Here is a 14,322-nt window from a genome sequence, read left to right on the forward strand (position 1 = left end):
CCGCTGCTCAGACTCAGCCGCTCAGCCGGTCTCGTCGCGGTGGTCGGCGATCACCTGCTCCAGGTGGTGCAGCGCCACGGTCACCCGCGCCGGGTCCTCCTGGAAGAAGGGGTCGTCCGGGACGGGCAGGGACCCGGCGAGCGCCCAGCCGCGGCCCCGCGCCCAGGTCGCGTCGTCCAGGCCGACGGCGTCACGGAACGCGCCGCGTGCCCGGGCGGGCAGGAACTTCCACGCGGGCAGCAGGTCGACGGCCGGGTCGCCCACGGCGAGCGTCCCGAAGTCGATGACCGCGCTCAACCTGCCCCCGACGGCCAGGAGATTGCCGGTCGCCAGGTCGCCGTGGATCCACACCGGCGGCGCGTCCCAGGCGGCCGCCGCGAGCGCCGCTTCCCATACCTCCGTCACCGCGTCGGTTCGACCACGCCCCTGAGCGCCTCGATCTTGGGACGGACGCGTGCGTCGGCCGCCAGGGAGTCCCGCTCGTCTCCCATGGGCACACCGCGGAACGCGTTGCTCTGCTCGGGCCCGGGGCCACCGGTGGGGTCGAGTTTGTGGAGCGCGGTGATGAACTCGGCGAGCCGGCCGGCCGCTTGGACCGGATCGGCCAGGCCTTCGGTCGTGGCCGTCCCGCCCTCCAGCCATCGGTAGACGGACCAGGGGAAGGGGTACCCCTCCCCCGGTGCCCCCTTCGCCAGCGGTTCCGACACGGGCAGCGGCAGATGCGGGGCGAGGCGCGGCAGCCAGGTGTGCTCCCGTTCGACCTGGCCGACCCAGTGGGGGTAGCGCGGCAGACGTACGGACAACTCGTCGCCCAGCCGGAACGTGGCGTTGTCCATGCCCGGCGACGGGACGGGTGAGAGGGGAAGTTCGGCCCACCGGGGGAACTGAGCGGCCAGCAGACGGCGTACGAGATCGGCGTCGATCGACACGGCGTCCATCTCACCGGGCGCGGTCACCGGCCGTCCACTCAATTACCCGGTACGCGGCGGCAGTCGGTGCAGTGTCACGTCGGTCAGCCGGCCGTCCGACACCGTCGCGGTCATGTATGTGCAGTGGGGCTCGCGGCGGCGGTCGGTCGGGGAGCCGGGGTTGAGGAGGCGCAGGCCTGTCGGTGTCGTCGTGTCCCACGGGATGTGGCTGTGGCCGAAGACCAGGACGTCGAGGTCGGGGAAGCGCTCGGCGCAGCGGTGTTCGCGGCCCTGGGCGGCGCCGGTCTCGTGGACGACCGCGAAGCGCAGGCCGCCCAGTTCGGCGCGGGCCACCTCGGGGAGGCGGGCGCGCAGATCCGGGCCGTCGTTGTTGCCGTACACGCCGACGACGTGGCGGGAGCGGTCCTCCAGCAGGTCGAGGGTGGCGGTGTCCACCCAGTCGCCCGCGTGGATGACGACGTCGGCGAGCGGGAGTTCGGCGAGGAGCTGCGCGGGGAGTTCCTTCGCCCGCTTCGGGAGGTGGGTGTCGGACATCAGCAGGAGACGCACTCCCCCAGGGTGTCACTCACCTCGGTCCCCAGGGGGTCACCACCCCTACAGTCCCGCAGCGTGCGTCCCCGGCACGGCCACCCGGAGTCACCCCAGAGCCAACTCGCACCACACCTGTTTCCCGCCGCTCACCGGCAGCGTCCCCCAGGCCGCCGACATGGCTTCGACGAGGAGGATGCCGCGGCCGCCGGTGGCCTCCCAGCCGATGCTGGTGGGCTTGATCGGCGTACGCGGCGAGTTGTCGGCGACCGCGATGCGCAGCCGGTGGTTGATCCGGGTGAGGTCGAGCCTGACCTGGCCGTCGGTGTGTACGAGGGCGTTGGTGACGAGTTCGGAGACGACGAGGAGTACGGCGTCCATGCCGTCGTCGCTCACGCCCCAGGTGCGCAGGGTGCGCCGGGTGAAGCGGCGGGCGTGCCGGACCGCCTCGGGGACGCGCCAGACGGTCCAGCTCTCGCGGAGCGGGCGGGTGGCCAGGCCGTCGTAGCGCATCAGGAGGAGGGCCACGTCGTCGCTGCGGTTGGCGCTCGTGAGCAGCCCGTCGGCCACGAGTCCGAGGTGGGCGGGGTCGGAGGCGGCCAGCTCGGAGGCGAGCCGGTTCAGGCCGTCCTCGATGTCGACCTCGACGGACTCGACGAGGCCGTCCGTGGTCAGGGCCACGATGGTGCCGGGCTGGAGGCGCAGGGGGCTCATGGGGAAGTCCGCCTGGGTGACGACACCCAGCGGAGGACCGCCTTCCGAATCGGGGACCTCCGTACGGCCGTCCGGGTGACGCAGCACCGGGGGCAGGTGTCCGGCACGGACGTACCAGGCGGAGCCCTCCTCCATGTCGATGTCGACGTAGCAGCAGGTGACGAAGAGGTCGGTCTCCAGGTCCATCAGGAGACGGTTGGCGTGCGAGACCACCACGTCCGGGGGATGCCCTTCGATGGCGTACGCGCGCAGGGCCGTGCGCATCTGGCCCATGAGGGTCGCGGCCGAGGCGTTGTGTCCCTGGACGTCGCCGATGACGAGGGCGACGTGGTTCTCGGGCAGCGGGATCACGTCGTACCAGTCGCCGCCGACCTCCAGACCGGACGTGGTCGGCAGATAGCGGGCGACCGCTACCGCGCCGGGCAGCCGGGGCAGCCGGCGCGGAAGCAGGGAGCGCTGGAGCATGCCGATGAGTTCGTGCTCGGCGTCGAAGGCGTGGGCGCGCACCAGGGCCTGCCCGGTGAGGCCCGCGGCGGCGGTGAGCAGGGCGCGTTCCTCGGGGCCGAACTCGTGCGGGGCGTCCCAGCCGATCAGACAGGCGCCGGCCATCCGGACGCCGGCGGCCAGCGGCAGGACGGCGAGGCCGCCGGGGCCGACCTCGGCGAGCGCGGGTTCCAGGGGTGCGCCGGCGGGCCAGATGGCGGAGCGCCCCTCGCTGAGGGCGGCGGCGAGCGTCGGCATGGCCCGGACGGGGGCGTCGGGCCATTCAGAGCGCCACTCGGTGCGCCACAGCTCGGGCCAGGCCTCGGGCTCGGGCGGGTCGAGGACGGTGACGACGAGACGGTCGCCCTCGAGTTCGGCGAGGGCGATCCGGTCGGCCTGGAGGGGCTGGCGGAGGGCGGCGACCACGGCGCGGCCCACGTCGCGGACGGTTCCCGCGGTGGCGAGGGCGCTGGCGAGCCGCTGGACGCGGGCCACGTCGTTGACTCCGGAGCGCAGCTTCGAGGCGTCGGAGACCGTGCCCACGAGCCGTGCGGGCCTGCCTTCGCCGCCGGGGAGCAGGCGGGCGCGCAGCCGCAGCCACCGCTGCCCGCCGGTGGGCCCCAGGATCCGGAACTCCAGCTCGCGCTCGTCGACGGACATGTGGTCCGGCTCCACCGTGGACATCAGCGACGGCAGGTCCTCCGGCACGGTCATCGACAGCAGCGTCTCCACCTTGCCGTCGAAGTCGTCCGGGTCGAGACCGAACAGCTCCAGCATCTCGTCGCCGACCTCGACGTGCCCGGTGTCCATCGCGAGGCTGAAGGAGCTGCCGGGCAGGTCGTCGGTGTCCTCCGTCTCGGCCCGCGGCGGGCAGACGACGGCTTCGGCGAGCAGGGCGAGGCACTCCCGGTCCGCGGAGCCGAAGCCGTCCGGGTTCTCGCTGACCGAGGCCAGGCAGCCGCCGTCCCGCAGCGGCAGCACGGCGAGAAAGAAGTCCTGGGACGGCAGCCGACGGGCGTCGGCGCAGCGGCTGAGTTCCTCCGGGCCGAGCCAGAGCGGCCGGCCCGAGCGGTGGGCGTCCGCTGCGGGGGACCCGCCGGAGAGCGGATAGCTGTCACGCAGCCCGTACAGCTTCCTCGGCAGCCCGGCGGACTCGGCCAGGTGCAGTACGTCGCCGTTCTCGCTCGGTGCGTACACCGCGGCGAGGGTGGCGCCACTGAAGACGAGTGCCTGTTCGAGGACGCGGCGCAGTCGCTCGCGCGGGTCCAGGTCGGTGGCGAGCGTCTTGAGGGCAAGTTCGGCACGCAGCGTTCTCGTTCCGCGTTCCGCAGCGCCCTTACCGACCACGTCCGCAATTACAGCGCTTCCGGAGCGCTTGCGCAGCCCCTGTGACCGTTCTGGGCCTGTCGGGCCTGCGGCGCAGCACGATCGTTCGAAAGTAATCGAACAGATCTTTATTCATGCGTTTCGCACGGTGATCTCGTGACAGGCGTGACTGTCCGTGCCTCTGGCGGGCTGGAAGTCTCGGTGGCACAGGGCCGAGGGGGACATGGCATGGACAAGCGGTACGAGGTCTACGCGCTGGCCGACAGACACTTCTACGAGACGCCGGACCGGCTCTCCGGAAGCGATCGGAGCGCACCGCCCGCATACGGGACGGCGCTGCGCGAGGTGCCCGAGGGCTGGCGCGCGGCGCGGATCGGTGACTGGCTGACGCTGACGCCGGTCGACCGCGACGGCAGCCCGTGGTCCGGGCCCGCCCAGGGCTGGAAGATCCACGCCTCGGCCACCCGGGAGAACGCGGAGAAGATCGCCGAGATCGTGTGGGACTACTGCGTGCCCCGGCTGATCCCGTTCAAGTTCGTGCCGGGCCCGCATCTGCTGCACTTACGGAACACCAAGTACGCGGCCCGCGACACCAGCGGGAAGTTCGTCACGATCTATCCGGCCGGCGAGGACCAGCTCCAGCTGGTGCTGCGGGAGCTGGGCGAGCTGCTGGCCGGCTTCGAGGGGCCGTACATCCTCACCGACCTGCGCTGGAACGAGGGTCCGTTGTACGTCCGGTACGGCGCCTTCGCGCGTGCCTTCGTGGTCGACGAGCGGGGCTCGCTCGTCCCGGCCGTGCGGGACGGCGCGGGGAATCTGGTGCCGGACCGGCGGCAGCCCTCCTTCCAGGTGCCGGAGTGGGTGACGCTTCCCTCGTTCCTGGAGCCGCAGCTCGCGGCACGGGCCGCGACGACGGTCGGCGAGCTGCCGTACCGCATCGAGAAGGCCCTGCACTTCTCCAACGGCGGCGGGGTGTACGCCGGCACGGACACCCGTGACGGGCGCAAGGTCGTCCTCAAGGAGGGGCGTCCGCACGCGGGGCTCGCGGCGGACGGCGCGGACGCGATCGCCCGTCTCGAGCGCGAGAAGTACGCGCTGGAGCGGGTGTCGGGGCTGGGCGTGGTGCCGGAGGTACGGGACTGGTTCACGCTCGGTGACCACCGCTTCCTCGTCATGGACTTCCTGGAGGGGCGGCCCCTCAACTCCTTCTTCGCCGAGCGGCATCCCCTGCTCACCCCCGAACCGGACCCGGCCGCGGTCGCCTCGTACACCGCCTGGGCGCTGCGCGTCCACCGTGCGGTCGAGAGGGCCGTCGAGGCGGTGCACGGACGCGGGATCGTCTTCAACGACCTGCACGTCTTCAACATCATGGTCGGGCCCGACGGCGAGTCGGTGTCCCTGCTCGACTTCGAGGCGGCGGCACCGATCGAGGAGAACGGCCGCCAAGTGGTCGCCCATCCGGGCTTCTTCGCCCCGCCGGACCGGACGGGGCCCGCCGTCGACCGGTACGCGCTGGCGTGTCTGCGGCTCGCGCTGTTCATGCCGGTCACCACGCTCTTCGTGGTGGACCGTGGGAAGGCCGCCCATCTGGCCGAGGTCATCGCCGGGCAGTTCCCGGACGTGCCCGGGGAGTTCCTGGCCGAGGCGGTCGCCGAGATCACGGGCGACGGTGCCGGCCGGCGTCCGCCGACCCCCGAGCGGGGAGAGACGGGCGCGCCCCCGCCCGCCGCTCACCTTCGGGGGTCGGTCGCCTCCGTGCCTCAGGGGTCGGTCTCCTCCGTGCCTCAGGGGTCGGTCTCCTCCGTGCCTCAGGCGTCGGACCCGTCCCTGCCTCAGGCGTCGGTCCCGCCCCCGGCACAGGCGTCGGATCCGTCCAGGCCACGGGGATCGGACCCGTCCCTGCTTCAGGCGTCGGCCCCGTCCCCGGCACAGACGTCGGACCCGTCCAAGCCACAGGCGTCGGTCCCGTCCCCGGCACAGGCGTCCGTCCTGTCCCTGCCTCGTGGGTCGGTCTCCTCGCTCCCCGACCCCGGGGACTGGCCCCGCAGCCGCGACTCGATGGTCGGGGCGATCCTCGCTTCGGCCACACCGGAGCGCGACGACCGGCTCTTCCCGGGCGACATCGCCCAGTTCTCCGACGGCGGCGGGCTCGGACTCGCGCACGGGGCCGCGGGCGTGCTGTACGCGCTGGCGGCGACCGGCGCCGAACGCTACGAGGAGGGCGAGCGCTGGCTCCTCGAACACACCGATCCGGTACCGGTCGGCACACCACTTGGCCTCTACGACGGGCTCGCGGGCGTCGCCTGTGTCCTCGAAGAGCTCGGATACCGGCAGCGGGCGCTCGACCTGGTCGACGGGATCCTCAAGGAGAAGTGGCGGAAGCTCTCGTCCGACCTCCACGGCGGTCTCGCCGGGCTCGGTCTGACCCTCGGGCACCTGGCGTGGGCGACCGGCGAGGCGGAACTGGCCGAGCGCGCCGCCGAGGCCGCCCACCTGCTCGTCGCCCGGCTCGCCGAACCGCGCCCGGCCACTCCAGGCCCCGGCGCTCCTCGCCGGCGTGCCGGCCTGCTGCGCGGCGCGAGCGGCCCCGCGCTCTTCCTGCTCCGCCAGTACGAGTCCAACGGCGCCCCCGGCCTCCTCGACGCGGCCGCCGAAGCACTGCGCCGGGACCTCGCGTGCTGTGTCGTCCAGAAGGGCGGAGGCCTGGAGGTCGACGAGGGCTGGCGCACGCTCCCGTATCTCGGTGACGGCAGCGTCGGGCTGGGGATGGTCCTCGACGACCATCTGGCGCTCGCAGGTGGCGCCGTCACCCGCGCGGGCAGCGGAATCGGCGAGCCTGAGGGGACACACCCCGCTGTCGCCGCTCGCGGCCCGGCCGGGATCCCCGAGTCCGAGCGGGCGGACGCCACACGCGCCACCGCCGGCGCTCACGACCGCGCCGAAGTCGCGGAGTTCGAGCAGGCCCGCTCCGCCATCCTCACCGCCGCGACCTCGCGCTTCTACGCGCAGCCCGGGCTCTTTCAGGGACGCGCCGGGATGATCCTGCACCTCAGCAGGACCCACGCGCCGGGCGCCACCGGGGAGCGGCTCGCCGGACAAGTCGCGGGGCTCGGCTGGTTCGCGATGGCCTACCAGGGCCAACTGGCCTTCCCCGGGCACCAGATGATGCGCCTCTCCATGGACCTGGGCACCGGAACGGCAGGGTGCCTGCTCGCGCTCGGCGCGGCCCTGGGCGGCGCGGTCCCGGCCCACCTGCCGTTCCTGCCGCCGCTCGACGGCGGCCCTCGAACGCGGCTCCGCAATCCGACGGAGTCGTGACGCAACACCCCGTCCCCAATTGATAGGGAAAGGACACGAGATGGCACTTCTCGACCTGCAGACGATGGAGTCCGACGAGCACACCGGCGGTGGCGGTGCGAGCACGGTGAGCCTGCTCTCCTGCATCTCCGCCGCGAGCGTTCTGCTCTGTCTCTGACCGCACCGCGCAGGCACGGCTCCGGGCGGCTCACTCCCCTCCACGGGGAGGGGCCGCCCGGGGTCCCGCAGCACGCCAGGGACGCGAGGGACGGAACCGCGTGACCACTCCAGCCGACATCCGAACACCCCGGTCAACGGCTCTGCTGCGTGCGGCCACCTTGCACAACGGCTCCCGCTGCGTGGCTCTGTGCCTCGCGACGACCACGGCGACGGGAGCCGGCCTGCTCCTGCCCTTCGCCCTGGGCCGGGCCCTCGATCTTCTGCTGACGGATACCGGTGGGGCGCGCGCCACCCGCTGGGTGCTGGTGTGCACCGCCCTCGTCCTGCTGCTGGCGGTGCTCGACGCCTGCGAGAGCGTCCTCGGCGCGACCACGAACGCCCGGGCCACCGCATGGCTCAGACGACGGCTGGTCGGCCATCTGCTGGCCGTCGGGCCGCGCGCCGTCCGTCGGTTCGGGCCGGGCGAACTGGTGGCACGGCTCGTCGGCAACGCCGCGCAGGCCGGCACCGCGCCCGCCACCGTCGCCGCACTCCTCGCCGCCCTCGCCACGCCGGTCGGCGCGGTCGTGGCGCTCGGACTCGTCGACCCCTGGCTGACGGCCGTGTTCCTCGGCGGCGCACCGGTGCTCACCCTGCTGCTGCGCGCCTTCGCGCGCGACTCCTCGCGGTGCGTGGCGCGTTACCAGGACGCGCAGGGCCGGATCGCGGGCGCGCTGGCGGAGGCGATCGGCGGGTTCCGCACGATCGCGGCCGGCGGGACCGCCGACCGTGAGGTGGCGCGGATCCTGCGTCCGCTGCCCGAACTGTCCCGCGAGGGCCACCGGATGTGGCGGGTCCAGGGGCGCGCCGCCGCACAGGCGGTCGCCGTGGCGCCGCTCCTGCAGATCGGGGTCCTGTCCGTCGCGGGCGTCCTGCTCGTGCACCACCGGCTGTCCGTCGGTGATGTCCTCGCGGCCTCCCGGTACGCGGTGCTGGCGACGGGTGTCGGCGTCCTGGTCGGGCAGTTGTCCGGGCTGGTCCGCGCGCGGGCGGCGGCCCGGCGGCTCGGCGAACTGCTGGACGAGCCGCCGACGTCGTACGGAACACGCCGACTGCCGCCCGGACAGGGGCGGTTGGAGCTGCGTGGCGCGACCGTCCGGCGCGGCGGACGCGCCGTGCTCGACGGAATAGACCTGGTCGTCCCTGGCGGCACCACGCTCGCCGTGGTCGGGCGCTCGGGCTCCGGCAAGTCACTGCTCGCGGCACTCGCGGGACGCCTGGCCGATCCGGACGGCGGCGAGGTCCTGCTCGACGGGGTGCCGCTGCGCGAGCTGGAGCGGAGCGAGGTGCGCCGCGCGATCGGCTGCGCCTTCGAGCGGCCCGCCCTGCTCGGTGACACCATTGAGGACACCATCGGCTTCGGTGTGGCCGCGCCGTCCCACGACCGCGTCGTGGCGGCCGCCCGCACGGCCCGCGCCGACACCTTCGTCCGCCGGTTGCCCAAGGGGTACGCCACCCCGTGCACCCGCGCCCCGCTCTCCGGCGGCGAGGCCCAACGCCTCGGTCTCGCACGGGCATTCGCCCACGGCGGCCGGCTGCTGATCCTCGACGACGCCCTGTCCAGTCTGGACACGGTCACCGAGCACCACATCGCCGAAACCCTCTTTCGTCCCACCCCCGGAAGCAGCCGTCTGATCGTCGCCCACCGGGTGTCCACGGCGGCGCGGGCCGATGCCGTGCTGTGGCTGGACGAAGGGCGGGCGCGGGCCCTCGGGCCGCACGCGGAGCTGTGGCGCACGGCCGAGTACCGGGCTGTGTTCGGCGCGGGCGCCGGTACGGAGGAGGACGGCAGTACGGCGGAGAACGCCGGTACGGCGGAGGACGGAGACGGCTCGTGACGGTGCGCCGGCGCGGGCTGCGCTTCCTGGCCGACCGGTGGCGTGCGGTCGTGACGCTGGCCGCCTGGTCGGTGCTGGAGACGGGACAGACCTTCCTCATGGGGTACGCCCTGGCGCGGGCCCTGGACCAGGGGTTCCTGGCCGGTCGGGCGGACGTCGGCCTCGGCTGGCTCGGAGTCGCGGCACTCGCCGTGGCCGTCGGGGCGTACGGGACGGGGCGGGTGTACGGGGCTGTCGCCGCGCTGGTGGAGCCGGTGCGGGACCGGCTGGTGCGGCGCGTGGTCGCGCGCGGAGTGCGAGAGGGGGACGGCGGGGCACTGTCCGGGCTCACCCAGCAGGTGGAGATCGCCCGCGACACCTTCGCCGGTCTGGTGATGGTGTCGCGCTCGTTCCTGTTCACCGCCGCGGGCGCCCTGATCGGGCTGTGCTCGCTCGACCCGTTGCTCCTGCTGGTGGTCGCGCCTCCGCTGGCGGCCGGGGTGGCGCTGTTCGCCGCGACGCTGCGGCCGTTGGCGCGCAGGCAGGAGGCGTTCCTCGTCGCCGACGAGGGCATCGCCGCCCAACTGGGCCGCGTGTGCCCGGGGTTGCGGGACATCACGGCGGGCGGCGCTGAGGAGCGGGTGGCCGCCGACGCGGGAGCACGCATCGCCGCCGAGCTGCGGGCGGCGCGCTCGCTGGCCCGTTGGGGCGTCGTGCGCGTGGCGTCCCTCGCCGTCGGCGGGCAACTCCCCCTCGTCCTGCTCCTCGCGACCGCCCCCTGGCTCCTGGACCACGGCGTCACCGCGGGCGCGCTGGTCGGCGCCCTCGCCTACGTCACCCAGTCCCTGCTCCCCGCCTTGCAGAACCTGGTCCACGGCCTGGGCACGAGCGGCGCCCGGCTGGCAGTGGTCCTGCGTCGCCTGGCACCGGACACGGCGCCGAGTGCCGCCACCGGCATCGCGTGGACGGAGGCGACGCCGACCGACCACGCGCCCGACCCGCCAAGAGCCACCGTACGAGGACCGGTCACGAACCCGCCCGACACCTCAAGAGCCGCCGTACAACTGCTTGCACAGCAACCCACCCCCGACACCACCCCCACGGCCGCGCCGCCACCCGCACCCCCCGCCCTTTCCGTCACCGGTCTCACCTTCGCCTACGGACCCACCAGCCTCCCGGTCATCAGCGGTCTCGACCTGCGCCTCGCCCCGGGCGCCCATCTGGCCGTCGTGGGCCCCAGTGGGATCGGCAAGTCCACGCTCGCGGGACTCGTCGCGGGGCTGCTCCGCCCGGGAAACGGCGTGATCCAGGTGTACGGCCACCCGGTGCCCGGCCACGCGGCCGCCGCGCACCGGGTGCTCATCCCGCAGGAGGCGTACGTCTTCACGGGCACGCTCGCCGAGAACCTGGGCCAGCTGCGGCCGGATCCGGTACCGCAGGCGGAGGTGTGGGCGGCCGCCGAGGCCATCGGACTCGACGGGCTGCTGGACCGGCTGGGCGGCCCGGCGGCGGAGGTCGATCCGGGGACGCTGTCCGCAGGTGAGCGGCAGCTGATCGCGCTGACCAGGGCGTATCTCTCGTCCGCCCCCCTCGCACTGCTCGACGAGGCGACCTGTCACCTCGATCCGGAGGCGGAGGAGCGCGCGGAGCGCGCCTTCGCCGCACGCCCCGGCGGCACCCTCGTGGTCGTCGCCCACCGCATCAGCTCGGCGCGCCGGGCGGCGCAGGTCCTGGTCATGGACGGGCAGCGCGTCGACCTCGGAGGTCACGAGGAGCTGGTGGAGCGGTCGTCGCTCTATCGCGACCTGATCGGCGGCTGGTCGCGAGTGGGTTCACAGCCACCCCTCCCCCTGCGAGATGCGGATGGCGTCGACGCGGTTGCGGGCCCCGGTCTTGCGGGTGATCGACGCCATGTAGTTGCGCACGGTGCCGTGGGACAGATGGAGGCTGCCGGCGATCTCGGCGACGGAGGCGCCCCCGGCGGCCAGGGATAACACGCTCAGCTCGCGGCGGGTCAGCGGCATCTCGGCGGCCTTGAGGAATCCGAAGCCGAGCGAGTCGTCGACGAAACGTTCCCCCTGGGCGACCCGGCGTATCCCGAACAGCAGCCGGTCCGGCGAGCCCTCCTTGTCGACGTACCCGAGCGCACCGGCCTCCGCTGCTCGCCTGAGCAGCCCCGGTCTGTTCGCACTGGCAAGCACGAGAAGCCGGGGCCGCGGACTGCCCGCGCCCCGGCCGCACAACTCGGCGAGCGGCGGGATGCCGTAGGAGTCGGCGCACTCCAAGTCCACCGCGCAGACGTCCGGCCCGATCGACCGGGCGCGGCCGGGCGCGCCACGCCACGGGGTGTCGTACACCCCGAGGTCAGGCGTGCCGCGCAGCCACTCCGCCAGCACTTTTCGCACGAGACACGCATCGTGCACCAGTAGTACCCGGATCACGTCGGCTCCTCCAGGTGACCGTTCGATGACGCTCTGGTCCTGAGCGCGTGCCCATTGTTGGCGCATGCGACCGTTCCTGGGCGCGAAGAACCGGCCAAGAGGGTGCGCGGGGGCGCATGGGCAGCGCCCGTGCGCCGCGCCGCGCTTCGACCTAGGGGGCATGGCTTCGCACACGCGGGGTACTCGTGTCGGCCCGGTCCATGGCCGGGCTCGCCGTGCGGGAAGGGCGGCCAGGAGAGAGCCTTGATCTCTGGGAGCTGTCGCGCGGCCCTGCGAGGAGGTGGTCGGCGTGGCCGACTGGCAGGGACACGTTCAGGCACCGGCCGCCACCGCCGCGCCGGTCGGACGGCCGCTGCTGTCGATGACGCTGGCCTCGCTGCTCGACGAGGTGCACGCCCACTCCGGCGCGGTGTATCTGCTGGCACCCCGCGAACCGGTCCTGGAGATGGTGGTCACGGCGGGGCTGCCCCGGGCCTTCGCCGCCCCGTGGGAGCGGGTGGGGCTGAGTGCGCCGATCCCGGTCGCCGACGCGGCACGGGAGAGGCGGCTGATCTGGGTCAACGGGGAGGAGCAGATGGCGGCGCGCTATCCGCGCGTCGCAGTGGTGCTCCCCTATCCCTTCGCACTGGCCGCGCTCCCCCTGGCGACCCAGCACAAGCTGTACGGCGCGGTCTATGTGACCTGGCCCGGCGCGCATCCGCCGGAGCTGTCCGACCGGGAACGCGAACATCTCAGCGCCGCCTGCGACCGGCTCGCGCTGCGCCTGGAACGGGCCTCCGAGGAGCAGCGTCCGGTCCGCCCCGAGCCGGACCTGCTCGCCCCGGCCGCAGCGCCTACGGGGGCCGGCACCTTGGGCACGATGGAGGCCGCTCGGATGGTGGCGCGGCTGCCGTACGGACTGTGCGCGCTGGATCTGCACGGCCGGCTCAGCTACGCCAACGCGGCGACGGCGGAGCTGCTCGGCGTCCCGGCCAGCAGGCTGCTGGGCACCCAGCTGTGGGCGTCGGTGCCCTGGCTCAACGATCCCCTGTACGAGGACCGCTACCGAGCGGCGCTGCTCAGCCAGCACGTGACCTCGTTCGTGGCGCTGCGGCCACCGGGTGAATGGCTGTCGTTTCGTCTGTATCCCAGCACGAACGGGTTGAGTGTGCGCATCTCACGGGCCCGGGCGGTGTCCGAGATGACCCGCGCCGAGCCGCGGTCGGGCGACGACGCCCCGAGCCTGGTGACCATCTCCCAGATACTGAGCCTGGCGAGTGCGCTCACCACGGCGGCGGGCGTGCAGGACGTGGTGCAGCTGGTCGCGGACGAGATCGCGCCCGCCGTCGGCAGCCAGGCCTTGGTCGTCCTCGGCACACAGGCCGGGCGCCTCCATGTGCTGGGGCACCGGGGGTATCCGGACGCGCACATCGTGGAGCGCTTCGACGGGGTGCCGCTCAGCGCCCAGACCCCGGGAACCCATGCGCTCAACTCCGGTGTGCCCGCCTTCTTCGAGTCGCGTGAGCAGTTGGAGCACCTCTACCCGTCCAGGAGCACGACCCCCGAGGGCATGGCCGCGTGGGCGTATCTGCCGCTCATCGCCTCCGGGCGTCCGGTGGGCACCTGCGTCCTCGCGTACGCGCAACCGCATCCCTTCCCCGCGGACGAGCGTGCCGTGCTGACGAGTCTGAGCGGTCTGATCGCGCAGGCGCTGGAACGTGCCCTCCTCTACGACGCCAAGTTCCAGCTGGCGCACGGCCTGCAGGCCGCGCTGCTGCCGCACTCCCTGCCGTCGCTTCCCTTGATCGAGGCGGCCGCGCGCTATCTGCCGGCCACCCAAGGGATGGAGATCGGCGGGGACTTCTACGACCTGGTTCCCTCACACGGCCGGGCCGTGGCGGTGATCGGCGATGTGCAGGGGCACAACGTGACGGCGGCGGGCCTGATGGGTCAGCTGCGGACCGCCGTACGGGCGTACACGACCGTCGGTCAGGCGCCGGAGGAGGTGATGCGGAGCACCAACCGGCTGTTGATCGACCTGGGCACCGATCTCTTCGCCAGCTGTCTGTATCTGCGCCTCGACCCGGCACGCGAGGTGGCCGTCATGTCCCGCGCGGGGCACCCGCCGCCCCTGCTGCGGCGGCCGGACGGCAACGTCCGTGTGCTCGACCTCGCCGGTGGCCCCCTGCTCGGGATCGACGCCTCGGCCACCTATCCGACGACCGAGGTATCGCTGCTCCCCGGGTCCGTGCTCGCCCTGTACACCGACGGTCTGATCGAGTCGCCGGGCGTCGACATCGAGGATGCCCTCGCCGACCTGGGGCGACGGCTCGCCGAGACCGGCGACCAGCCCCTGGACGCGCTCGCCGACAGTCTCGTACAGCACGGGGAGACGGCGACCCGGGAACGGCTCGACGATGTCGCGCTGCTTCTGCTGCGGGTGCGGGGCTGAGGGGTACCGGGAGCGGAAGGGTCCGGCCCACCCCCCGGGGGGGCGGTCCCATACGCGGGCCCCCCGGACCCGGGGTTCCCGGCCCGGGCAGCGGCTCCAGGTGACCACCTGTAAGGGGGGGGTGTTTACCAGGGCCC

7 protein-coding genes and 2 pseudogenes are annotated in these 14,322 nt (G+C 73.4%); 5 read left to right on the forward strand and 4 right to left on the reverse strand.

The window, feature by feature from the left end; all coding sequences use genetic code 11:
- Nucleotides 1–21: 21 nt before the first annotated feature.
- The 3 genes and pseudogenes from ACFVXA_RS22245 to ACFVXA_RS22255 form a co-directional block, all read right to left on the reverse strand.
- Nucleotides 22–938: pseudogene (locus ACFVXA_RS22245) on the reverse strand (aminoglycoside phosphotransferase family protein).
- 33 nt (nt 939–971) lie between these two features.
- Nucleotides 972–1,478 (reverse strand): metallophosphoesterase, encoded by a 507-nt coding sequence (locus ACFVXA_RS22250; RefSeq protein ID WP_362023999.1) that lies wholly within the window; start codon nt 1,476–1,478, stop codon nt 972–974.
- An 87-nt stretch (nt 1,479–1,565) separates the two neighbouring features.
- Nucleotides 1,566–4,010, reverse strand: a complete 2,445-nt coding sequence (locus ACFVXA_RS22255) for a SpoIIE family protein phosphatase (RefSeq protein ID WP_390026265.1) — start codon at nt 4,008–4,010, stop codon at nt 1,566–1,568.
- Between the two features lie 198 nt (nt 4,011–4,208).
- Between ACFVXA_RS22255 and lanKC the strand changes: the two genes are divergently transcribed.
- The 4 genes from lanKC (at nt 4,209) to ACFVXA_RS22275 (ending at nt 11,307) form a co-directional block, all read left to right on the forward strand.
- On the forward strand, nt 4,209–7,298 hold the full coding sequence (gene lanKC / locus ACFVXA_RS22260) for a class III lanthionine synthetase LanKC (RefSeq protein ID WP_390026166.1): 3,090 nt from the start codon (nt 4,209–4,211) through the stop codon (nt 7,296–7,298).
- Between the two features lie 40 nt (nt 7,299–7,338).
- Nucleotides 7,339–7,455: a SapB/AmfS family lanthipeptide gene (locus ACFVXA_RS22265; protein WP_028798592.1), complete on the forward strand. Its 117-nt coding sequence runs from the start codon at nt 7,339–7,341 to the stop codon at nt 7,453–7,455.
- 100 nt (nt 7,456–7,555) lie between these two features.
- Nucleotides 7,556–9,334, forward strand: a complete 1,779-nt coding sequence (locus ACFVXA_RS22270; protein WP_390026169.1) for an ABC transporter ATP-binding protein — start codon at nt 7,556–7,558, stop codon at nt 9,332–9,334.
- A gap of 2 nt (nt 9,335–9,336) precedes the next feature.
- On the forward strand, nt 9,337–11,307 hold the full coding sequence (locus ACFVXA_RS22275; RefSeq protein ID WP_390026267.1) for an ATP-binding cassette domain-containing protein: 1,971 nt from the start codon (nt 9,337–9,339) through the stop codon (nt 11,305–11,307).
- Here ACFVXA_RS22275 and ACFVXA_RS22280 read toward each other — a convergent pair.
- Nucleotides 11,230–11,916 (reverse strand): annotated as a pseudogene (locus tag ACFVXA_RS22280) (LuxR C-terminal-related transcriptional regulator); the annotation flags it as partial. The gene ACFVXA_RS22275 and the pseudogene ACFVXA_RS22280 sit on opposite strands and share 78 nt — an antisense overlap.
- Before the next feature lie 118 nt (nt 11,917–12,034).
- On the opposite strand from ACFVXA_RS22280, the gene ACFVXA_RS22285 reads away from it, so the two are divergent.
- Nucleotides 12,035–14,185 (forward strand): SpoIIE family protein phosphatase, encoded by a 2,151-nt coding sequence (locus tag ACFVXA_RS22285; protein ID WP_390026172.1) that lies wholly within the window; start codon nt 12,035–12,037, stop codon nt 14,183–14,185.
- The last annotated feature ends 137 nt before the right edge of the window (nt 14,186–14,322 follow it).

The organism is Streptomyces sp. NPDC058246 (assembly GCF_042881985.1).
Classification (GTDB): Bacteria; Actinomycetota; Actinomycetes; order Streptomycetales; family Streptomycetaceae; genus Streptomyces.